22 protein-coding genes are annotated in these 21,789 nt (G+C 65.0%); 13 read left to right on the forward strand and 9 right to left on the reverse strand.

Annotated elements, in window-relative coordinates:
• Positions 1-87 precede the first annotated feature (87 nt).
• From rho to JNL31_RS00205, 6 genes are read left to right on the forward strand one after another with little or no spacing between them, the layout of a single operon-like run.
• Positions 88-1,359: a transcription termination factor Rho gene (rho, locus tag JNL31_RS00180; RefSeq protein WP_294968234.1), complete on the forward strand. Its 1,272-nt coding sequence runs from the start codon at positions 88-90 to the stop codon at positions 1,357-1,359.
• A gap of 13 nt (positions 1,360-1,372) precedes the next feature.
• Entirely contained in the window at positions 1,373-2,659 is a 1,287-nt protein-coding gene (gene mnmE, locus JNL31_RS00185; RefSeq protein WP_294968237.1) for a tRNA uridine-5-carboxymethylaminomethyl(34) synthesis GTPase MnmE, read from the forward strand.
• 25 nt (positions 2,660-2,684) lie between these two features.
• Positions 2,685-4,550: a tRNA uridine-5-carboxymethylaminomethyl(34) synthesis enzyme MnmG gene (gene mnmG / locus JNL31_RS00190; RefSeq protein ID WP_294968240.1), complete on the forward strand. Its 1,866-nt coding sequence runs from the start codon at positions 2,685-2,687 to the stop codon at positions 4,548-4,550.
• Positions 4,547-5,182: a 16S rRNA (guanine(527)-N(7))-methyltransferase RsmG gene (gene rsmG, locus JNL31_RS00195; RefSeq protein ID WP_294968243.1), complete on the forward strand. Its 636-nt coding sequence runs from the start codon at positions 4,547-4,549 to the stop codon at positions 5,180-5,182. The genes mnmG and rsmG overlap by 4 nt, the downstream gene beginning before the upstream one ends.
• On the forward strand, positions 5,166-5,981 hold the full coding sequence (locus JNL31_RS00200) for a ParA family protein (RefSeq protein ID WP_294968334.1): 816 nt from the start codon (positions 5,166-5,168) through the stop codon (positions 5,979-5,981). The genes rsmG and JNL31_RS00200 overlap by 17 nt, the downstream gene beginning before the upstream one ends.
• A gap of 3 nt (positions 5,982-5,984) precedes the next feature.
• On the forward strand, positions 5,985-6,884 hold the full coding sequence (locus tag JNL31_RS00205; protein ID WP_294968246.1) for a ParB/RepB/Spo0J family partition protein: 900 nt from the start codon (positions 5,985-5,987) through the stop codon (positions 6,882-6,884).
• Here the strand turns inward: JNL31_RS00205 and hemW are convergent, their stop codons facing one another.
• From hemW to rph, 3 genes are read right to left on the reverse strand one after another with little or no spacing between them, the layout of a single operon-like run.
• The gene (hemW, locus tag JNL31_RS00210; RefSeq protein WP_294968248.1) at positions 6,885-8,057 is read right to left on the reverse strand and encodes a radical SAM family heme chaperone HemW; all 1,173 of its coding nucleotides are present in this window, start codon (positions 8,055-8,057) and stop codon (positions 6,885-6,887) included.
• Positions 8,057-8,662 carry an RdgB/HAM1 family non-canonical purine NTP pyrophosphatase gene (rdgB, locus tag JNL31_RS00215; RefSeq protein WP_294968251.1) on the reverse strand — a complete coding sequence of 202 codons (606 nt, stop codon included), beginning with the start codon at positions 8,660-8,662 and terminating at the stop codon, positions 8,057-8,059. Before rdgB ends, hemW begins: the two co-directional genes overlap by 1 nt.
• A 1-nt stretch (position 8,663) precedes the next feature.
• Positions 8,664-9,380, reverse strand: coding sequence for a ribonuclease PH (gene rph / locus JNL31_RS00220; protein WP_294968254.1), 717 nt, complete (start codon positions 9,378-9,380; stop codon positions 8,664-8,666).
• A gap of 73 nt (positions 9,381-9,453) precedes the next feature.
• Here rph and hrcA point away from each other — a divergent pair, with 73 nt between their 5' ends.
• Together hrcA and JNL31_RS00230 are read left to right on the forward strand one after the other, a co-directional pair.
• Positions 9,454-10,524, forward strand: coding sequence for a heat-inducible transcriptional repressor HrcA (hrcA, locus tag JNL31_RS00225; RefSeq protein WP_294968257.1), 1,071 nt, complete (start codon positions 9,454-9,456; stop codon positions 10,522-10,524).
• Between the two features lie 15 nt (positions 10,525-10,539).
• A complete protein-coding gene (locus JNL31_RS00230) occupies positions 10,540-11,073 on the forward strand; it encodes a nucleotide exchange factor GrpE (protein ID WP_294968260.1) in 534 nt (177 codons plus the stop codon).
• Between the two features lie 65 nt (positions 11,074-11,138).
• On the opposite strand, the gene mutS is transcribed toward JNL31_RS00230, so the two are convergent.
• From mutS to JNL31_RS00245, 3 genes are all read right to left on the reverse strand, one after another.
• Complete coding sequence (mutS, locus tag JNL31_RS00235) at positions 11,139-13,757, reverse strand: DNA mismatch repair protein MutS (RefSeq protein ID WP_294968263.1); 2,619 nt, start codon at positions 13,755-13,757, stop codon at positions 11,139-11,141.
• Between the two features lie 69 nt (positions 13,758-13,826).
• A complete protein-coding gene (gene hslU, locus JNL31_RS00240) occupies positions 13,827-15,125 on the reverse strand; it encodes an ATP-dependent protease ATPase subunit HslU (protein ID WP_294968266.1) in 1,299 nt (432 codons plus the stop codon).
• The gene (locus tag JNL31_RS00245) at positions 15,122-16,183 is read right to left on the reverse strand and encodes a hypothetical protein (RefSeq protein WP_294968268.1); all 1,062 of its coding nucleotides are present in this window, start codon (positions 16,181-16,183) and stop codon (positions 15,122-15,124) included. Before JNL31_RS00245 ends, hslU begins: the two co-directional genes overlap by 4 nt.
• A 209-nt stretch (positions 16,184-16,392) precedes the next feature.
• Between JNL31_RS00245 and JNL31_RS00250 the strand changes: the two genes are divergently transcribed.
• Positions 16,393-16,680 carry a BrnA antitoxin family protein gene (locus JNL31_RS00250; RefSeq protein ID WP_294968270.1) on the forward strand — a complete coding sequence of 96 codons (288 nt, stop codon included), beginning with the start codon at positions 16,393-16,395 and terminating at the stop codon, positions 16,678-16,680.
• Here JNL31_RS00250 and hslV read toward each other — a convergent pair.
• Positions 16,677-17,246 carry an ATP-dependent protease subunit HslV gene (gene hslV, locus JNL31_RS00255; protein WP_294968273.1) on the reverse strand — a complete coding sequence of 190 codons (570 nt, stop codon included), beginning with the start codon at positions 17,244-17,246 and terminating at the stop codon, positions 16,677-16,679. The two genes, JNL31_RS00250 and hslV, sit on opposite strands and share 4 nt — an antisense overlap.
• A gap of 101 nt (positions 17,247-17,347) precedes the next feature.
• A complete protein-coding gene (gene rpsO / locus JNL31_RS00260) occupies positions 17,348-17,617 on the reverse strand; it encodes a 30S ribosomal protein S15 (RefSeq protein WP_294968276.1) in 270 nt (89 codons plus the stop codon).
• 315 nt (positions 17,618-17,932) lie between these two features.
• On the opposite strand from rpsO, the gene JNL31_RS00265 reads away from it, so the two are divergent.
• Positions 17,933-18,922: a calcium-binding protein gene (locus tag JNL31_RS00265; protein ID WP_294968279.1), complete on the forward strand. Its 990-nt coding sequence runs from the start codon at positions 17,933-17,935 to the stop codon at positions 18,920-18,922.
• 5 nt (positions 18,923-18,927) lie between these two features.
• Here the strand turns inward: JNL31_RS00265 and JNL31_RS00270 are convergent, their stop codons facing one another.
• The gene (locus tag JNL31_RS00270) at positions 18,928-19,428 is read right to left on the reverse strand and encodes a DUF1643 domain-containing protein (protein WP_294968282.1); all 501 of its coding nucleotides are present in this window, start codon (positions 19,426-19,428) and stop codon (positions 18,928-18,930) included.
• 200 nt (positions 19,429-19,628) lie between these two features.
• Here JNL31_RS00270 and JNL31_RS00275 point away from each other — a divergent pair, with 200 nt between their 5' ends.
• The 3 genes from JNL31_RS00275 (at position 19,629) to JNL31_RS00285 (ending at position 21,707) form a co-directional block, all read left to right on the forward strand.
• Positions 19,629-20,150, forward strand: a complete 522-nt coding sequence (locus JNL31_RS00275; RefSeq protein ID WP_294968284.1) for a DUF1269 domain-containing protein — start codon at positions 19,629-19,631, stop codon at positions 20,148-20,150.
• Between the two features lie 48 nt (positions 20,151-20,198).
• Entirely contained in the window at positions 20,199-20,960 is a 762-nt protein-coding gene (gene mtgA / locus JNL31_RS00280; protein ID WP_294968287.1) for a monofunctional biosynthetic peptidoglycan transglycosylase, read from the forward strand.
• Between the two features lie 69 nt (positions 20,961-21,029).
• A complete protein-coding gene (locus JNL31_RS00285) occupies positions 21,030-21,707 on the forward strand; it encodes a glutathione S-transferase family protein (protein ID WP_294968290.1) in 678 nt (225 codons plus the stop codon).
• Positions 21,708-21,789: the final 82 nt, after the last annotated feature.

Raw genomic sequence — 21,789 nt, forward strand, 5'->3', positions numbered from 1 at the left:
GGTGCAGGGCCGTCCGGCCCACCGCATCTCCCTTGCCATCCTGCCCGTGATCCGCCCTGTAGGGGCCGGTCCGCCCAAAGGTTTTCCATGAACGTTGAACGCTTGAACCTCGCCCAACTCAAGGCCAAGACCCCGGCCGATCTTCTGGCCATGGCCGAAGAGTGGGAGATCGAGAACGCCCCCTCCATGCGCAAGGGCGAGATGATGTTCTCGATCCTGAAGGAGCATGCCGAGGAAGGCTGGGAGATCGGCGGCGACGGCGTGCTGGAGGTGTTGCAGGACGGGTTCGGCTTCCTGCGGTCGCCCGAGGCGAACTATCTGCCCGGCCCGGATGACATCTACGTCTCGCCCGAGATGATCCGCCAATTTTCGCTGCGCACCGGCGATTCCATCGAAGGGGTGATCAAGGCCCCGTCGGAGAACGAGCGCTATTTCAGCCTGACGAAGGCCACGAAGATCAACTTCGACGACCCGGAAAAGGCCAAGCACAAGGTCCACTTCGACAACCTGACGCCGCTTTACCCGGATGAGCGGCTGAAGATGGAAGTCGAGGATCCGACGATCAAGGACCGCTCGGCCCGGATCATCGACCTGGTCTCGCCCATCGGGAAGGGTCAGCGCGGGCTGATCGTGGCGCCGCCGCGGACGGGTAAAACCGTGCTGTTGCAGAACATCGCGCATTCCATCGCGACCAATCATCCGGAATGCTACCTGATCGTCCTCTTGATCGACGAACGCCCCGAGGAAGTGACCGACATGCAGCGGTCGGTGAAGGGCGAGGTGGTGTCCTCGACCTTCGACGAACCGGCGACGCGGCACGTCGCGGTGGCGGAGATGGTGATCGAGAAGGCCAAGCGGCTGGTCGAGCACAAGCGCGACGTGGTGATCCTGCTCGATTCGATCACCCGCCTGGGCCGGGCCTTCAACACCGTGGTGCCGTCTTCCGGCAAGGTGCTGACCGGCGGTGTCGATGCGAACGCCCTGCAACGCCCGAAGCGGTTCTTCGGCGCGGCGCGGAACATCGAGGAGGGCGGGTCGCTGACGATCATCGCCACCGCGCTGATCGACACCGGCAGCCGGATGGACGAAGTGATCTTCGAAGAATTCAAGGGCACGGGTAACAGCGAGATCGTGCTCGACCGCAAGGTTGCCGACAAGCGGGTGTTCCCGGCGATGGACATCCTGAAGTCCGGCACAAGGAAAGAGGACCTGCTGGTCGACAAGACCGACCTGCAGAAGACCTATGTGCTGCGCCGCATCCTGAACCCGATGGGCACGACGGATGCCATCGAGTTCCTGATCTCGAAGCTGAAGCAGACCAAGACCAACTCGGAATTCTTCGAGTCGATGAACACCTGACAGGCGGGCGGCGATGGACACGATCTATGCCCTCGCCACGGCGCGGGGTCGGTCGGGCCTGGCCGTGGTTCGCGTCTCGGGGCCGGCGGCGTTTGCGGCCGGTCTCGCGCTCTGCGGGTCGCTGCCTGCGCCGCGGGTGGCGGGCTTGCGGCGGCTGACCTGGGGCGGCGAGTTGCTGGACGAGGCACTCGTTGTCAGCTTTGCCGAAGGGGCGAGCTTCACCGGCGAGGCGGTGGTGGAGCTGCACTGCCATGGCGGTCCGGCGGTGGTGGGGGCGGTGCTGCGGGCCTTGGCGGACCAGCCGGGGCTGCGGCTGGCCGAACCGGGCGAGTTCACCCGCCGCGGGCTGGAGAACGGCGTGCTGGACCTTGCGCAGGTGGAGGGGCTGGCTGACCTGATCGATGCCGAGACCGAGGCGCAGCGGCGGCAGGCGGTGCGGGTTCTGTCGGGGTCGGTCGGGCAGAAGGTGGAGGGCTGGCGGCGCGACCTGATCCGGGCGGGGGCATTGCTGGAAGCCACGATTGATTTCGCGGATGAGGACGTGCCGGTGGATGTTTCGCCGGAAGTTCTGACACTCATCGACGGCCTGATGACGGACTTCGGGCGCGAGGCGGCAGGGGTTGCGGCGGCGGAACGCATCCGGGACGGGTTCGAAGTGGCGATTGTCGGTGCGCCGAATGCGGGCAAGTCGACGCTGTTGAACCAGCTGGCGGGGCGCGAGGCGGCCATCACCTCGGAGATCGCCGGGACGACGCGGGATGTGATCGAGGTGCGGATGGAGATTGCCGGGCTGCCGGTGACGTTCCTGGACACGGCAGGCCTGCGCGACACCGAGGACCGGCTGGAACAGGCGGGGATCGACCGCGCATTGGCGCGCGCCGAAGCGGCGGATTTGCGCCTGTTCCTGACGGACGGCTCGGCTGTACCGGGGCTGGAGCCGACCGGGGATGATCTGGTGGTTCTTGGCAAGGCTGACACCAAATCTGGTTTTTCCGGCTTGGCTGTGTCGGGCAAAACGGGTGCAGGGGTCGCTGAAGTGATGGCCCGGATCGGCGCGATCTTGCAGGAAAGAGTGGCGTCGGCAGGCGCTTTGGTGCGTGAACGGCACCGGCTGGCAGTAACATCTGCAATTCGCTCTCTGGCCGAGTCACGGGCGGAAGTGGTAAGACCTGACTCGCGCGTCGAGCTGGCGGCGGAACATCTTCGACAGGCTGTGCGGGCGCTGGATGCGTTGGTTGGCCGGGTGGATGTGGACGACCTGCTCGGCGAGATTTTCGCCAGCTTCTGCATCGGCAAGTGAAGGGTGTTCCCAGGGAGTGTTCCACGTGAAACACTACGACGTCATCGTGATCGGCGGCGGCCATGCGGGCGCTGAAGCGGCTGCCGCAGCGGCCCGGATGGGTGTGTCTGTTGCACTGGTGACGCTGCGGGTGGAGACGCTGGGGGCGATGTCCTGCAATCCGGCGATAGGGGGCCTCGGGAAGGGGCACCTTGTCCGCGAGATAGACGCGCTGGATGGCGTGATGGGCCGGATAGCGGATCGGGCGGGCATCCAGTTCCGCTTGCTGAACCGGCGCAAGGGACCGGCTGTGCAGGGGCCGCGGGCGCAGATCGACCGGCGGCTTTACCGCGAGGCGATGCGGGCAGAACTTCTGGCGACGCCGGGGCTGGAGGTGATCGAGGGCGAAGTCGCCGGGCTGCGTCTGGTCGGCGGGGCGGTGGCCGGGGTTGTGCTGGCCTCGGGGGTAGAGTTTGCGTCGGGCCGGGTGGTGCTGACCGCGGGGACTTTCCTGAATGGGGTGATCCACATCGGCGACCGGCGGATGTCGGGCGGGCGGATGGGCGATTCGCCGTCACGGCTGCTGGCGGCACAGCTTGCCGAGCTGGCGCTGCCGGTCGGGCGGCTGAAGACGGGCACGCCGCCGCGGCTGGACGGGCGGACGATCGACTGGGCGCGGCTGGAAAGCCAGCCGGGGGACGAGCATCCGGCGGTGTTTTCCTTCCTGAACCGGGTGCCGGAAGCCCGGCAGATTTCCTGCGGGATCACGCATACTTCGGAGGCGACCCACCAGATCGTGCGGGACAACCTTGGCCGCTCCGCTATGTATGGGGGACATATCGAGGGCGTCGGCCCGCGCTATTGCCCGTCGATCGAGGACAAGGTGGTGCGCTTTGCCGACAAGAGCTCGCACCAGGTGTTCCTGGAGCCGGAGGGGCTGGACGACCATACGGTCTATCCGAACGGGCTGTCGACCTCGCTGCCGGAAGAGGTTCAGCACGCCTATATCCGCACGATTGCGGGGCTGGAGCGGACAGCGGTCCTGCAACCGGGCTATGCGATTGAGTACGACTATTTCGATCCGCGCGGGCTGCATCGGACGCTGGAGACGCGCGCGGTGCCCGGGCTGTATTTCGCGGGCCAGATCAATGGGACAACAGGGTATGAGGAGGCCGGGGCACAAGGGCTTGTAGCTGGGCTGAACGCTGCTGCTGCCGCTGGTGGCCGCGCGCCGGTCGAGTTCAGCCGGACCGACAGCTATATCGGCGTGATGATCGACGACCTCACTTCGCGCGGGGTGACGGAACCCTACCGCATGTTCACGTCGCGGGCCGAGTTCCGGCTGACAGTGCGCGCTGACAACGCCGACCGGCGGCTGACGCCCATCGGATTGCAGGCGGGCTGCGTGTCGGAGGCGCGGCGAGTTGCGTTTGATGCGAAGCTCGATGCCCTGGAATCCGGGCGCGATGCCCTGTCCGAAGTGCTGATCGGGCCGAAGGCGCTGAACGATGCGGGGATCGCAGTCAGCCGGGATGGCGGGAAGCGCTCGGCCTATGACGTGCTGTCGCTGCCGGGGGTGGAACTTGATGTAGTAGCGGAGGCTTTTCCTGCCTACCAGAATTTGAGCATCGAGGTGCTGGCGCAGCTGCAGATCGATTCGACCTACAACCAGTATTCGGATCGCCAGGCGAAGGAAGTTGCTGATTTGCGGCGCCAGGAAACGCAGCGGATACCCGGGGACTTCGACTACAGCCGGATTTCCGGCCTTTCGAATGAGCTGAAGCAGAAGCTTTCGCGCGCTCAGCCGGATACGATTCTGCAAGCTTCGCGCATTGAAGGCGTTACTCCGGCGGCTTTGCTGCTTGTGCTTGCCCATTTGCGGAAACCGCAGTCGGAACGGCTGGCGGGATGACGGACGCAGCAGAAGAGTCAGTTGCGGGTCTGAATGTTTCACGTGAAACATTCGCCAAGCTGAGGGAGTTCGAAGCGCTCGTGCGGCGCTGGAACTCCGCAATCAACCTTGTGAGCAAAGCAACACTTGCAGATCTCTGGAGCCGACACATTGTTGATTCAGCACAGGTCTTTTCGCTTTACCCGCCGAAAGCGCAGTCCTGGGTCGACTTGGGGTCGGGCGGCGGCTTTCCCGGGCTCGTAGTGGCCATACTTGCGCAAGAGATGAAGCCGGACCTGCGCGTAACGCTGGTCGAATCCGATCTTCGCAAAGCCACATTCCTGCGCCAGGCCTCACAAGCGCTTGGCGTTCCCGTGACGGTGAGGACCGAGAGAATCGAATCGCTTGCGCCGCAGAACGCTGATGTCCTGTCCGCGCGCGCTCTTGCGTCGCTTGCGGACCTTCTGGGCTTTGCCGAGCGGCATTTGCGTGCAGACGGCCTCGCGATCTTCCCGAAAGGCGCGCGTTGGGCGGAGGAGCTTGCTCAAGCCCGAACGATGTGGGCGTTTGACCCTTACAGTCGGCAAAGCCTGTCCGAGGCCGAAGCTGCAATTCTTGAGATCAGGAACATCCATCGTGCCAGACAAGACTGACCGGCAGCCTCATATCCTCGCGCTGGCGAACCAGAAGGGCGGCGTTGGCAAGACAACGACTGCAATAAACCTGGCTGCCGGGCTTGCCGAGCTGGGCAAGAGAATCCTGCTGGTGGACATCGATCCGCAGGGCAACTCATCAACCGGGCTTGGCATCCGGCCGGATGCGCGCAAGAAGACCAGCTATGACTTGATTGTTGATGGCGTGGCTCTACAGGATGTTGTGATCGAAACCGGCATTCCGGAAGTGATGATCATTCCAGCCAATGCCGACTTGTCCTCGGCCGACCTCGACATCGTGTCGAACGAGAAGCGCAGCTACTTGCTGCATGATGCTCTCCGCCGCCCCGAAATGGAAGCTTACGGTTTCGACTACATCCTGATCGACTGCCCGCCCGCGCTGAGCCTGCTGACTGTCAATGCACTTGTCGCCTGCAACTCGGTCCTTGTCCCGTTGCAGTGCGAGTTCTTCGCGCTGGAAGGCCTGTCCCAGCTGATGCTGACGATTCGCGATGTGCGCCGGTCGGCCAACCCGGACCTGCGGATCGAAGGGGTTGTGTTGACGATGCATGACCGCCGCAACAGGTTGACGGCCCAGGTCGAAGCGGACGCTCGTGCCAACATGGGCGATCTGGTGATGAAGACGACGATTCCCCGCAACGTGCGAATCAGCGAGGCGCCGTCCTATGCACTGCCCGTCCTGACCTACGATCCGGGCTCCAAGGGTGCCGAGGCCTATCGCGCCCTTGCGCGGGAGATTTCGGACCGCCGCAAGACACCAGAAGTATCAGAGGCTTGATTGATGAGTGGCAAGAACGAAAAGCGGGGCCTGGGGCGCGGACTTTCGGCGCTGATGGCGGATGTCCATCTGGCGGGGCCGGAGCAGATGGCGACGCCGCGCAGGGCTGAGCAGCATCTGCCTGTCGACAAGCTGGAACCGAACCCGCAGCAGCCTCGGATGGACTTCAAGCGCGAGGAGCTTGAGTCGCTGGCCGATTCGATTCGGCAGAAGGGTGTGATCCAGCCGCTGATCGTGCGGCGGAAATCGGGGCGCGACGTCTATGAGATCGTCGCCGGCGAACGGCGCTGGCGGGCGGCACAGCTGGCGCAACTGCATGAAGTTCCTGTCATTGTTCGCGATCTTGACGATACCGAAGTGCTGGAAGTCGCGATCATCGAGAATATCCAGCGGGCCGACCTGAACGCGATCGAAGAGGCGCTGGGCTTCCGGCAGTTGATGACCCGATTCGGGCACACGCAGGAGAAGCTGGCCGAAGCGCTGAGCCGCAGCCGCAGCCATGTTGCAAACCTGTTGCGGCTGCTGACTCTGCCAGCCGATGTGCAGGACATGGTGCGGGACGCCGCGCTTTCGGCCGGGCATGCGCGGGCGCTGATCGGCAGCCCGAACGCATCGGATCTGGCGGCGCAGATTGTCGCCAAGGGGCTGTCGGTTCGCGAGACGGAGCGACTGGTCAAGGCCGAGGCAGCGATGAAGCCCGCCGGGAAGCCTGCCGTCAAGGCGCCGGAGAAGGATGCCGACACCAGGGCGCTGGAGGCCGATTTGTCCGCGAACCTTAAGATGGCGGTGCGGATCAACCACGCTTCCGGCGGCGAGAGTGGTGAGCTGACGATCCGCTATGCGTCGCTGGATGACCTCGATACCTTGTGCCGCATGCTTTCGCAGCTACCAGATGAAGATTGATCAGCCCGCGCTCTGCCGGTCTGCCAGCAGGGCGCGGAGGATGCCGTTCAGCACCATCACCCCGGATCCGGTGGTGCGGAGCTGATCTTCCTCCTGGTGCAGGAACCCGAGATCGGCCATTTCCGACAGCGCGCCGGGGGCGAGCGGGGCGCCCGCAAGCGCCGCGAACCGGCTGAGCGACGCGCCTTCCTTCAGGCGAAGCGCGAACATCAGGTATTCGGCGGCGCGGTCTTCGGGAGAAAGGCGGTCGGATGTCTCGGCGGAACCGGAGCGGTTGAGGGTCTGGTCGAGCCAGGGCATCGGCTGTCGTTCCGCTTCCGTCGCGAATCGGGCCGAATCGAGGGTGAGTCGGCCATGCGCCCCGGGGCCGATTCCGGCGTAATCGCCCATGCGCCAGTAGATCAGGTTGTGGCGCGATTCGTCACCGGGGCGGGCATGATTCGACACCTCATAGGCGGGGAGACCGGCGTTTGCCGTGATCTCCTGTGTCAGATCGAACATGTCGGCGGAGAGGTCTTCCTCGGGCAGGCCGCGCAGGAGGTTCTTGGCGTGCATCTGGCCGAAGACGGTGCCGTCCTCGATGGTGAGCTGGTAGAGCGAGAGATGCGAGGTGCCAAAGTCGAGTGCTCGGTGCAGTTCGTCGCGCCAGGCGGCGAGGGTCTGGTTCTGGCGGGCGTAGATCAGGTCGATGGAGACGCGCTGGAAGGTGGATTGGGCGATGGCGATGGCGGCGCTCGCCTCGTCAACGGAGTGCATCCGGCCCAAACGGCGGAGGTCTTCCGGGTCAAGTGATTGGATTCCAAGGGAAACCCGGTTAACGCCTGCCTTGGCGTAGGCCTCGAACCGGGCGGCTTCGACCGAACCGGGGTTGGCCTCCAGCGTGATCTCCACGTCGTTGGCGAGAGTCCAGGTGCTGCGGACGCGGTCGAGGATGCCCTGGACAGTGGCGGCCTCCATCAGCGAGGGGGTGCCGCCGCCGAAGAAGACAGTGTTCAGGATGCGGCCCTGCGTCAGGGCGCCGATGCGGTCGATCTCGGCTTCGAAGGCCCCTAGCCAGCGGGACTGGTCGACGCGGGCGGCGACGTGGCTGTTGAAGTCGCAGTAGGGGCATTTCGACTGGCAGAAGGGCCAGTGGAGATACAGGCCGAAGCCGGCGTGGCGCCAGTCTTCCATTACGGGAAGCAGGCCGCGACCAGTTTGGCGAAGGCGTCGGCGCGGTGAGAGAGGCGGTTCTTCTCCCAGCGGCCCATCTCGCCAAAAGTCTGGCTGTGGCCGTCAGGCATGAAGATCGGATCGAAGCCGTGACCTTGTTCACCGCGACCGGGCCAGACCAGGTGGCCGGGGGATTTTCCTTCGAAGACAAGGTCATGGCCATCCGGGTGGGCGAGAACCAGGGTGCAGCAGAATTGCGCGCGGCGGGGTTCGGGGGCGCGGATGGCTTCAAGCTCGCGCCAGACACGCTCCATGCCGACCGCGAAGTCGCGGCCTTTTGACGTGGTGGCCCAGTCGGCGGTGAAGACGCCGGGTGCTCCGTTCAGGGCATCGACTGCCAGGCCGGAGTCGTCGGCCAGAGCAACCAGTCCGGAGGCCCGGGCGGCGGCATGGGCCTTCAGGCGCGCATTGCCGATGAAGGTGGTCTCGGTTTCCTCGGGTTCGGGCAGGCCGAGGTCTCCGGCGCCGAGGACGGTCACGTTGAAGGGACGCAGAAGATCGGCGATCTCTTCCAGCTTGCCACGGTTGTGGGTGGCGACCAGCAGGCGATCCCCGCGTTTCAGCATCTTAAAGGCCCAGCGCCGCCCGTTGCGCCGCAACCAGCGCGGCGTTGCCCTGACGGGCGAGGTCGAGGAGGTGGAGAAGCTCGTCCTGGCTGAAGGCGGAGCCCTCGGCGGACATCTGCACTTCGATCAGCTTTCCCGCGCCGGTCATCACGAAATTGCCGTCGGTTCCGGCGGCCGAATCCTCGGCATAGTCGAGATCGAGCACCGGCTGGCCCGCATAGATGCCACAGGAGACCGCGGAAACATGGTCCAGGATCGGGTCCGACACGATCACGCCCGAGGTCAGGAGCTTGTTCACCGCCAGCCGCAGCGCGACCCAGCCGCCGGTGATCGAGGCGCAACGGGTGCCGCCGTCGGCCTGGATCACGTCGCAGTCCACGACGATCTGGCGTTCGCCCAGCGCCTGGCGGTCGACGCCTGCGCGCAGCGAGCGCCCGATAAGCCGTTGGATTTCCTGCGTCCGGCCCGATTGCTTGCCTGCCGCCGCCTCACGCCGGGTCCGCGAGTTGGTAGCGCGGGGCAACATGCCGTATTCCGCCGTCACCCAGCCCTGACCGGTGTTCTTCAGGAAGGGGGGCGCCTTGTCCTCGATCGTCGCGGAGCAGAGGACGTGAGTTTCGCCCATCTTGATCAGGCACGAGCCCTCGGCATGCTTCATCACGCCGGTTTCGATTGAAACCGCCCGAAGATCGCTTAGTTTTCTGCCTGACGGGCGCATGATCCGACCTTTCAAAGGAATGCGGCCACATATGCAACCACAGGCGGGGGATGCAACCCCGAAACCCGAACCGATGTCGAGCCCGCAGGCCATTCTGACCGAGATGAACGACCGCACGCGCGAGGTGTTTCGCCGCGTGGTGGAGGGCTATCTGACCTCGGGAGAGCCGGTGGGGTCGCGGACGCTGACCCGGACGCTGTCGGAAAAGGTCTCGGCCGCGACGGTCCGCAACGTGATGCAGGATCTGGAATACCTGGGGCTTCTGGACAGTCCGCATGTCTCGGCGGGGCGGGTGCCGACGCAGGCCGGATTGCGGATGTTCGTCGACAGTCTGCTGGAGGTTGGCCAGGTCGCGCCGGAGGATCAGGAGAAGATCGACGCCACCTTGGGGATCAACGACCAGGATGTGACGACCCTGCTGGACGAGGTTGGGGCCGCATTGTCGGTGATCACCCGCGGGGCCAGCGTTGTGCTGGCGCCGAAGCGGGAAGCGGCGATCCGGCATATCGAGTTCGTCAGCCTCTCCGCCGACCGAGCGCTCGTGGTGCTGGTGCTTGCGGATGGCCAGGTGGAGAACCGTGTGTTTGTGCCGCCGCCGGGGCAGACCCCGTCTTCCATGCGCGAGGCGGCGAATTTCCTGAATGCGCTGGCCGAAGGGCGCACCCTGTCCGAGCTGCGCACCAGCATGGTGAGGGAAATTGCCGTTCGCAGGCAGGAAATCGATTCGCTGGCGCAACAGCTTGTCGAAAGCGGGCTGGCGCTGTGGGAAAATGCAGGGGAATCATCAGAGCGGCTGATCGTGCGCGGGCGGTCGAACCTGATCGGCGAGGCGGCGGATCAGGCGGAGATCGACCGGATTCGCGTTCTGTTCGACGACCTGGAGCGCAAGCGCGACATCGCCGAGTTCCTGAACCTGACCGAGGCAGGCGAGGGTGTGCGCATTTTTATCGGCTCGGAGAACAAGCTTTTTTCACTTTCCGGTTCAAGTCTGGTGGTTTCTCCCTATATGAACGCTGATCGAAAGATCATCGGCGCGGTGGGCGTCATCGGTCCGACCCGGCTGAACTACGGCCGTATCGTTCCGATCGTCGACTACACCGCACAGCTGGTGGGCCGCCTGGTCAGTGACCGCGGCAAGGCGTGACAAGAGGACGTGAGAATGCCGCAGGATGAAGCCGCTTCGCCGCAGGTGGAGCTGGAAGAGTTTGAAGTGACCCCGGAGGACGCCGAGCTAGACGCTCTGCGGGCCGAGCGCGACGAGCTGCGCGACAAGTTCATGCGGGTGCTGGCCGACGCCGAGAATTCCCGCAAGCGGGCCGAGCGCGACCGGAAAGAGGCCGAGATGTATGGCGGGACGCGGCTGGCGCGTGACCTTCTGCCGGTCTACGACAACCTGAACCGCGCGATACAGGCGATCCCCGAGGAAAGCCGGGCAGCCTCGTCTGCGCTGATCGAGGGGGTCGAGCTGACCCTGCGCGAGCTGACCAACGTGATGACCAAGCACGGGGTGACGCCGATTTCTCCGGCGGTGGGCGACATGTTCGATCCGCAGATGCATCAGGCGATGTTCGAGGCTCCCCTTCCTGGGACGAAGGCCGGGCAGATCATCCAGGTGCTGACGGAGGGCTTCCTGCTGCACGACCGGCTGTTGCGCCCGGCGCAGGTGGGCGTGTCGTCGAACACGGCGGGATGATCGTAGGGTGGGTGTCAACCCACCGTGCCCGCCTTGAACCTTGGGATGGTGGGTTGGCACCCACCCTACATCAAGCCCTTGATTTCATAAACCAAACGCAGCGCCTCCATCGGCGTTAGCTCATCGGGGTGGACCCCTTTCAGCCGCTCCTCCACCGCCGAGGCTTTCTGCGCCTTTGGTGGAGGGGGCGGTGCAGCGCGGAACAAGGGAAGGTCGTCGATCAGCGTCGATTGTTTCCCGCCCTCGCGGTCGCCTTGTTCCAGTGCCTCCAGCACCACTTTCGCCCGCTCGATCACCGAAGGCGGCAGGCCCGCCAGCCGGGCGACCTGCACGCCATAGCTGCGGTCGGCGGCGCCCTCGCGGACCTCGTGCAGGAAGATGACCTCGCCCTCCCATTCCTTCACTGTCACCGTGGCGTTCTTCACTCCCGGCAGCTTGCCCGCGAGAGCCGTCATTTCGTGGTAATGCGTGGCGAAGAGGGCGCGGCAGCGGTTGACCTCGTGCAGGTGTTCCAGCGTGGCCCAGGCGATGGAGAGGCCGTCATAGGTTGCGGTGCCGCGGCCGATCTCGTCCAGAATCACCAGCGCGCGGTCATCGGCCTGGTTCAGGATGGCGGCGGTTTCCACCATCTCGACCATGAAGGTCGACCGACCGCGTGCCAGGTCGTCGGAGGCGCCCACCCGGCTGAACAGTTGGCTGACAAGGCCGATCCGCGCCTCCGTCGCGGGGACATGGCTGCCCGCTTGCGCCAGCAAGGCGATCAGCGCGTTCTGGCGCAGGAAGGTGGACTTCCCGGCCATGTTCGGGCCAGTCAAAAGCCAGATGGCAGGGGTCGTGCTGTCAGTCAGGGCGCAGTCGTTGGCGACAAAGGGCTGGCCCTCGCGGCGGAGCGCGCGTTCCACAACGGGGTGTCGACCGCCGGTGATCTGAAACGCGCGGCTGTCGTCCACCTCCGGCGCGCACCATCCCTCTTCCGCCGAAAGATCGGCGAAGGCGGCGGCAAGGTCGATCTCGGCAAGGGCGCGGGCAGCTAGGGCGATGGGGGCGGAGGCGTCGAGAATCCGGGCTTTCAGGCCATGATAGTGACGCTTTTCGATCTCCAGCGCATGGTTCCCGGCGTTCAGGATCCGGGTTTCCAGATCGCTGAGGGGCAGAGTGGTGAAGCGCACCTGTCCGGCCGTGGTCTGGCGGTGGATGAAGGTCTCCGGCATGGCGCGCATCCGGTCTTCATGAGTCGTGGTGGTCTCGATGAAATAACCGAGCACATTGTTGTGCTTGATCTTCAGGCTGGGGATGCCCGTGGTCTGTATATACTCGGCCTGCATCCGGGCAATGACGCCGCGGCCTTCGTCGCGGAGCGCGCGGGTCTCGTCGAGTTCGGCGTCATAGCCGGGGGCGATATAGCCGCCGTCGCGGGAAAGGAGCGGGGGTTCGGCAACGAGGGCTTTGGCCAGGAGGGTGACGAGGTCGGTGTGGCCGACGAGGGCGGTGGCGGCCTCGGAGAGGAGCGGTGGGGCGTCGGTCAGGAGGATTGCGATCCGTTCGGCCTGTTCCAGTCCGGCGCGGATGGCGGTCATGTCGCGGGGGCCGTCTCGGTCGAGGGCGAGACGGGAAAGGGCGCGGTCGATGTCGGGGACGTGGGCCAGGGCGTCGCGCAGCTGACCGCGGAGCGAGGGAGCTTCGAGGAGGTGGTCGAGCGCAGCCTGCCGGGCGTGGATGGTGTGAAGGTCGAGCGAGGGGGAGGAAAGGCGGCGTTCAAGGAGTCGCGCACCCCCGGCGGTGACGGTGCGGTCGATGGCGGCGAGGAGCGAGCCGTCGCGGCCACCAGTGAGGGACTGGGTGAGTTCCAGGTTTCGGCGGGTGGCCGCGTCGATCTGCATCGTGCCGCCCGAGGGTTCGCGAACCGGGGGGCGGAGAAGCGGCATGCGGCCGCGCTGGGTCAGGTGCAGGTAGTCGACCAAGGCGCCCATGGCGGAGACTTCGGCACGGTCGAAGGTGCCGAAAGCGTCGAGGGAAGCGACGTGGAAGAGGTCGCAGAGACGCTTCCCGGCGTTGGTGGAATCGAAGCTGCCACGGGAGAGCGGGGTGACGGAAACCCCGGTTTCAGCCATGTCAGAGACGATTTCCCGTTCCCGCGCCTCGCTAAGGAGGAGTTCGCGGGGGGCGATGCGGGCGAGGTCGGGGCCAAGGCGGGTGAGCGAGGAGGGCATCACCCGGAACTCGCCGGTCGAGATGTCGGCCCAGGCGAGGGCGGCTTGGTCACGCACCTCGGAGAAGGCAGCGAGGAAGTTGTGGCGGCGGGCTTCGAGGAGGGAGTCCTCGGTCAGGGTGCCGGGGGTGACGAGGCGGACGACGTCGCGTTTGACGACGGCCTTGTAGCCGCGCTTCTTCGCCTCGGCCGGATCTTCCAGCTGCTCGGCGATGGCGACGCGGAAGCCCTTGCGGATCAGGGTGAGAAGGTAGCCTTCCGCCGCGTGGACCGGGACGCCGCACATGGCGATGGGCTCGCCCAAGTGGAAGCCGCGCTTGGTGAGGGCGATGTCCAGCGCAGCGGCGGCGGCCACGGCGTCGTCGAAGAACATTTCGTAGAAATCGCCCATCCGGTAGAACAGAAGCGCGCCGGGGTTCTGTGCCTTGATCGCCAGATACTGCGCCATCATCGGCGTGACGGTGTCGTCAGTCACTTTGGACTCCCCGGTTGCGCGACGACCCTACAAAAGCCACGGCAACGGGGGAAGCCCGGTTTCCGGCGATCAAAGAACGTAGCGCGAGATGTCGGCGGAGCGGGCGAGCGCGCCCAGATTCGTCTCTACGAAGGCCGAATCCACCGTCACCCTGTGGCCGGAGCGGTCGGGCGCGTTGAAGGAGAGCTCTTCGAAGACGCGCTCCATCACCGTGTAAAGCCGCCGCGCGCCGATATTTTCCACGCTGCGGTTCACCTCGGCGGCGATGCGGGCCAGGGCCGCGATGCCGTCGGGGGTGAAGGTGACGGTCACTTCCTCGGTCGCCATCAGGGCGGTATATTGCCGGGTGAGCGCGTTGTCGGTTTCGGTGAGGATGCGGACGAAATCCTCTTCGGTCAGCGGCGCGAGTTCGACGCGGATCGGCAGGCGGCCCTGGAGTTCGGGCAGGAGGTCCGAGGGCTTGGCGATGTGGAAGGCGCCGGAGGCGATGAAGAGGATGTGATCGGTCTTCACCGGGCCGTGCTTGGTGGAGACGGTGGTGCCCTCGATCAGCGGCAGCAGGTCGCGCTGGACGCCTTCGCGTGAAACATCGGCGCCGCGCGCGTCACTTCGGGCGCAGATCTTGTCGATCTCGTCGAGGAAGACGATGCCGTTTTCCTGCACCGCCTCCAGCGCGGCGGTGCGGACGGCCTCATCGTCCAGAAGTTTGTCGGCTTCCTGCCCGATCAGGATGTCGTAGCTTTGCGCCACGGTCATCCGCTTGCGGCTGCTTCGGCTGCCGAAGGCCTTGAACAGGTCCTGCAACCCCTGCATCTGGGTTTCCATGCCGGGCATGCCGAAGCCCATCGGCATGGCGGGGGCGGCGTCCGCGACCTCGATCTCGATCATCGTGTCGTCCAGCTCGCCACGCTTCAGCTTGCCTCGGAACATCTCTCGGGTCTGCTCGCGCGCCTCCTTGCCGGCCAGCGCCTCGACCACGCGGTCCTCGGCGGCCTTGTGGGCGCGGGACTTCACGTCTTCCCGCATCTGGGCGCGGGTGTCGGTGATCGCGACATCGACAAGATCGCGCACGATTGAATCTACGTCGCGGCCGACGTAGCCGACCTCGGTGAACTTGGTTGCTTCCACTTTCAGGAACGGCGCCTTCGCGAGTTTGGCAAGGCGGCGGCTGATCTCGGTCTTGCCCACCCCTGTCGGGCCGATCATCAGGATGTTCTTCGGATAGACCTCATCGCGCAGGTCATCGCCCAGCCGCTTCCGACGCCAGCGGTTGCGCAGCGCCACAGCGACGGCGCGCTTGGCTTCCTTCTGGCCGATGATGAAGCGGTCAAGCTCGGAGACGATCTCGCGGGGGGTCAGGTCGGTCATTCGGTGGATCCATAGGGCGGCAGGCGGGATTTGCCGGGGAAATCAGGGAGCATCTGCATGACCTTGGCCCGAAGCTGCACCCACCAGGTACCGATGGCGGTGATGAAGGCGCCAAGGGCGAGGAGGACGAAGATCCAGCTGGTGCCCGCACCTTCGCCCATCACCCAGGCGATGACGATGGCGATATAGGCGATGGCGGCGGTGAGGAAGCTGCGGCGGTCGATGACCAGGGCCAGCACGGTGATCAGGACCAGCGCGATGGTCAAAAAGCCGATGCCGCCGCCATTCAGGAGGGTGACGGCGACGGTGTTGACCAGCGCGGGCGCGGCCAGGAGGTGGCACCAGAAGGCCGTGGCGGCGTAGCGGCCAAGGCGATAGGGGTCGCGGATGTCGAACCACATGCCGGTGAGGAAGGCGCCGATCCCGAAGACCAGTGTGGCGCTGGCGAAGGCGGGGCTTTCGCCAAGGTCGAACAGTGAGCGGTAGCCCTGGAAGCCGGTGAAGAGCCCGGCGAGGTTAGAGGCGGAGGCCGTGAAGGCATAGATCGCAGCCAGGACGAAGCCACCGGTCAGGAAGGCGGAAAAGGGCAGGCGGAATCGCCGATACCAGGCAACCATTGCGAAGGCCGAGAGTGCAAAGCCCAGGATTGCCGTCATCCGATGATCCTGCCCGGCGTTTCCAAGCACGGTGAAGACGAAGATCGCGATGCCGATGCCGAAGGCGGTGGCGAGCACCATCGAGGGCAGGGTCATCCGACGCTTCAGGGTGAAGTAGCCTGCCCACCACCAGGCGATGGCGGCCGTCGCGAGCGGGACGAGCGTCAGGAGCGCGAAGCCACCGAATGCGGCGAGGAGTGCCGTGACGCCGACCAGCAGGATGACAAGGCCTATGGAGATGAAGATCTCCGAGAAGCCGCGGAAGAACTCGAACGGCTCATCTTCGGCCGGAAGGGTGGCGCGCTTGCCGGAGCGGTCATTCGCCAGGGCCGAGAGCGAGGCCGCCTGCGCTTCGGTCACGATGCCGGCGGCGACGGCGGCGCGTAGGTCTTCTGGGGTCATCGGTCGAATGCCTCGGCAAGAAACTGTCTTTGCAGAGATAAGGGGTTTGTCGAGGCAAACCAAGTGAGGTAAATTCCGGACCACGGGCAGTATATACGGCCTCTGGTTGCATATATACAGGATGTATATATAATTCCGGGCCGGAAGTGACTGAAAAATAACGATAACGTCACAGCGGCAAACGCTGGGCATCTGAGAGGGGCATGTGAATGGTTGACGAAGTACCGAAGCGGCTGAGCATCGCGGAAAAGCGCGCCCTGGCCAGTCCGTTGGTGTTGAATCCGAACGATCGGATCAACGAGTTGCCGGTCGAGGCGCTTGCGACGGGCTGGACCGACGCGGTGCTGCCGGAACAATCGCGGAAGAAGCTGATCTCCCTGCGGGTGGACCCGGAGGTGCTGGACTTCTTCAAGGCACAGGGGCCAGGCTACCAGACGCGGATGAACGCGGTGCTGACGGCCTATATGCAGGTGAAGAAGGAAATGGGGCAGGCCTAGGTCTTCGCCGGAGCCGTGATCCGTTCGACCGTCAGGTTGCCATTGGTGTAGACGCAGATGTCGGCGGCGATGGCCATGGCCTTGCGGGCTACGTCCTCGGCTGGCAAGTCGGTGGCCATCAGGCCCCGGGCGGCTGCGAGGGCGAAGTTGCCGCCGGAACCGATGGCGGCTACGTCATGCTCGGGCTCCAGCACGTCTCCGGCGCCGGTTATGACGAAAAGGGCGGAGCCGTCGGTCACGATCAGCATGGCTTCAAGATTGCGCAGGTATTTGTCCATGCGCCAGTCCTTGGCCAGGTCGACGCAGGCGCGGGCCAACTGGCCGGGAGCAGATTCCAGCTTTTTCTCCAGCCGTTCCAGAAGGGTGAAGGCGTCGGCGGTGGAGCCTGCAAAGCCGCAGACGACGTCATGCCCGCCGGGCGACAGGCGGCGGACCTTGCGGGCGGTGCCCTTGATAACGGTCTGGCCGAGCGAAACCTGGCCGTCGCCCGCCACAACAACCTCGCCGCCGCGGCGGACGGCGAGGATGGTGGTGCCGTGCCAGCCGGGAAACTTGTCGTCTGCCATGAATGCCTCCGTTTGGTCCTATATGGGCGCGCGACGGTTCCGCGGCAACGCAAAACGCCCGCACCTTTCGGTACGGGCGTTCGCGAAACCCTTGGCCGGTCTTAGCGGCGCAGGCCGAGACGGGTGATCAGCGTGGAGTACCGCGCTTCGTCCGTCTTCTTCAGGTAGTCCAAGAGCTTGCGGCGCTTGGCCACCATCATCAGAAGGCCACGACGCGAGTGGTTGTCCTTCTTGTGACCCTTGAAGTGTTCGGTCAGAGTGGCGATCCGCGACGACAGGACCGCGACCTGAACTTCCGGCGAGCCGGTGTCGTTCTCTTTGGTGGCGTAGTCCTTGATCAGGCGGGCTTTTTCTTCAACGGTGATCGACATCGGGGTCTCCTGTTCTGAAGGGTCATGGCGCAGGCCGGGATGTCGTCCAGCAAGGCCCTTGGAGGGTCCGCCCGAAAGCGGATGCGGGCGTATAGGCGGATTCGGACGGCAAGGGAAGCGGATTCAGCGCGACCCATCAAGCCACGGTTAACCCTGAGTCGAGATTCCGGGTTGCGGGACGCGAACGCCGCTTTGGCGACGGCCCGATCCATGGTATTTCTGGCCAGAGTTTCCATGCGTTACCAAATGGTTAACGTGGGTTCTGCGGTATCGGCCCGATGGTCGAAGTGGTAGGGAGTTTCGGGTTTGCTCGCCATGCTTGGCCTTTTCGGTGTGATGATGGCCGGCCTGGCTGCCGATGCCGTGTTCTCGTTCCGGGACGATGACAATGATGAGGCCGAGCCACCCGCTCCGGACGACGGCGAACCATCGCTTGATGACGGCGACCTCCTGGACGACCTGTCGGGCGATCCCACCATACCCACCTCCGATGACCTGGACGACCCGGTCGATCCGTCGGTCACGCTTACCGGCACCGACGGTGTGGACCAGCTTTCGGGCAACGACGCGGGGGATGACCTTCAAGGCGGCGGCGGCGACGACATGATCAACGGCCGCGGCGGGGATGACCTGATTGATGCAGGCGGCGGCAATGATGCCATCTGGGCTGGCGACGGCGATGACAGCATCCTGGCCGAGGGCGGGAGCGACACCGTCTATGGCGACGCGGGCGAAGACAGCATCGCGGGGGGTGACGGAAACGACTCCCTCGCCGGATGCGAGGGCAATGACAGCCTGCAGGGCGATGCGGGCAAGGATACGCTTCTGGGCGGGACGGGTGACGACTGGCTGGATGGCGGCGACGACGAAGACTGGCTGGTCGGTGCAGACGGAAATGACCTTCTGACCGGGGGCGGCGACCGGGACGAACTTGATGGCATGAATGGCGACGACACCATATCGGGCGTCGAGGAGGGGCAGCAGGAGGCCGACTTCCTGAACGGCGGCGATGGCGATGATCACCTGCTTCTGGGAGCGGGGGATTTCGCCACCGGCGGCGCAGGCCATGACGAATTTGTCCTGCAGGACGGGCTGTCGAGAGATTCGGTCACGCAGATTTCCGATTACGACCCGAGCGAGGACAAGCTGGTCATTGTCTATGACTCAGCCGTCCACCCCGATCCCGTGCTTAGGGTCGAGGCGAACGAAGGCGGCGGTCACGCGATCTATCTCGATGGGGCGAAGCTCGCCGTGGTCAACGGTGCGCCGGTGAGCGAGAGCGATGTCAAGATGGTGGCCGCGTGACCCGGCTACCAGGCCTGTGGCTGCTGGCCGTAGCCGACGTAAAGCGGATGGCGCGGCTGTCCCTGCCCGGTCAGGCCAAGATGCGAAAGCGGGGCGCCGGTGCCGCGCAGCAGGGCGGCCACCTCGTCGCCCCGGTTCAGGTGCAGCCCGTGGTTGCCCCATGCGCAGAGAATGCTGTCCGACCAATCCACGCTGTCCAGGATCGCGCGGTCGTTGTCCGGACCAACCGGGTCATCGGCCGCGCGCATGACTTTGGGGTCGGTAGCCCGGAAGGCAAAGATGTTCGTCACCCGGAACGCCCCATAGCCCAGCGCGCGCGCGCGCCGCTCGCAGCGCTCGACCGTCGGGTCGTTCTGAACTTCGGTCGCGGTGGAGGGATTCAGCATCACGAACAAGGCTTTCGGTCCACTACCCCAGACCCGGGTCAGCAGGTAGCGGTAGCGTTCGCAATCGGAGTAAACAGCCTCGGACAGCGCATCGCCCTTGGTAAACCCGCGCAGGATCATCGTGGCAGCCCGGTCCTTCCATGCACCGGCGCGGAGATAAGCGGCGATCCGCCCCGGCGTAAAGTCCTTTCTGCCCCGACGCGCGTGACGCCCGCAGAGTCCGGTGCCCAGGGTCTGCGGTTGTGGCGATTTCCCTTGTTGGCACTTTGCTCTCCTGCCTAGATTGCCCTTCAAGCCAACCCGACGCCGGAGCTTCGGTCGTGTCCGATCTGATCATTGTTCTTTACGGCAGCCAGAACGCCGCCTTCGTTGCCGGTGAGGCGCTGGCCGTTTTCCAGCAAGAGGCCGGAACCGAGCCGGAGGATATTGTCGTCGTGACCAGGGCCGAAACCGGTCGGGTGTCGGTCAACCAGTCGATCGACCTTGCCTCCGGTCGGCCATTGGGCGGCGGTCGCTGGGGGACGCTGATCGGGATGCTGTTTCTTGACCGCCGGAAACCGGGGGAACAGGACAGGGGCCTCACCGCCCGGTTTCTGGAGGCGGGCGTGGAGCAGTCCTTCCTGCTTGCGGTTGGCCAGGCGCTGGACAAGGGCGGTGCTGCGGTGGGGATGCGGGTTCGGCTTCTTGGCGCAAACCGCGTCCTGGACCGGGTGAAAGCCCTGAAGGGCGCGCCGAAAATCCTGCAAACCCGGCTGAGCGCCGAAACCGAAGACGCGCTTTACGATATGCAGAACCAGATTCCGCAAGGCGTGCTGAACCAGTCGGCGGATGGCCCGTTCTGATCGAGGACGGGCTTGACGGGCCCCGCCGCTCTGCGTCCATGTAGCAGCATGACCGAGAAGACCGCCGAAAAACCGGCAGACCGGGCCAAGCCGGCACCGCGCAGGCGCAAGGCAAAGGCGGAAGCGCCTGCGCCGCGATCCCGGTTGCGCGTCGTGTTGAGATGGCTTGGCCGCGGTCTGGGCGCAGTCGCGGCTCTCTATGGCTTTCTGATCCTGCTTTTCAGCTTTGTCCCGCCGCCGATCAATCTTTACCAGATGAGCGAGGCCTGGCGCCTGGGCGGGATCGAGAAGGATTGGGTCGCATGGGAAGATATCGCGCCGGTGATGGGACGGTCGGCGGTGGCCGCCGAGGATGCGAATTTCTGCAACCACTGGGGCTTCGACATGGCCGCCATCCGCGAGGCGATCGAGCAGGGCAGCAACCGCGGCGCCAGCACGATCAGCCAGCAAGTGGTGAAGAACGTCTTCCTCTGGCAGGGTCGCAGCTGGGTGCGCAAGGCGATGGAGGCCGTCCTGACCCCCATGGTCGAGCTTGTCTGGTCCAAGCAGCGCATTCTTGAAGTCTATCTGAACGTTGCCGAGTTCGGCGAAGGCGTGTTCGGCGTGCAGGCGGCGGCGCAGCACTATTTCAAGGTCGATGCGAAGGACCTGACCGCGGTGCAGGCGGCCCGGCTGGCGGCGGTCCTGCCGAACCCCAAGGAATGGAGTGCTTCGAAGCCTTCGAGCTATGTCAGAAGCCGGGCGCGGACGCACATGTCGGGCGCCGAGACCATTGCGGCGGACGGTCGTTCCGCCTGTTTTGAGGACTGACCGGCGCAAGGGATTGAATTCCGGGCGGGCTCGCGGCAAGGAGGGTGCAAGACCGGAGGCCGCAGCCCGATGAACCGCCCCTCGAACCGCCTGTATCACGTTCCGCTGTCGCCCTTCTGCCGCAAGGTGCGCCTGACGCTGGCGGAAAAGAAGATCGAGGTCGAGCTGGTCGAGGAACGCTATTGGGAGCCCTCGCCGGAATTCCTGCGCCGAAATCCGGCGGGCAAGGTGCCAATCCTGAAGATGGGCAACCGCGTGATGAGCGAAAGCCAGGCGATCTGCGAGTTCATCGAGGAAACCGCGCCGGAACCGGCCCTGATGCCGAAAGGCGCAGAGGGGCGCTATGAGGTTCGCAGGCTATGTGCCTGGTTTGACGACAAGTTCCACAATGAAGTGACCTCGAAGCTTTTGTACGAGCGGGTGAACAAGAAGGTCACTGGGCAAGGGTATCCGGATTCGAAGAACGTCAAGCTCGGCTCGACCCGGATCAAGTATCACCTGGATTACATGGCCTGGCTCCTCGACCAGCGCCGCTGGTTGGCGGGCGATGCGATGACGCTGGCCGATTTCACCGCGGCGGCGCATCTGAGCTGTCTCGACTACATCAGCGATGTCGACTGGAACCGCCATGCGGTGCTGAAGGACTGGTACGCCAAGATCAAGTCGCGGCCGTCGTTCCGGCCGCTGCTTGCCGACCAGATCTCGGGCTTTCCTCCGGCGCCGCATTATGCCGACCTGGATTTCTAGACCCTCCCCTCGGGGCGCTGCCCGCCGCCTTTGGTTCTCGAACCGATGGCGCTCCATAGGCGGCCCCGGGATACCTGCGCAA

Origin of the sequence: Tabrizicola sp. (assembly GCF_016792905.1) — a bacterium.
In the GTDB taxonomy this organism is placed as follows: domain Bacteria; phylum Pseudomonadota; class Alphaproteobacteria; order Rhodobacterales; family Rhodobacteraceae; genus Tabrizicola.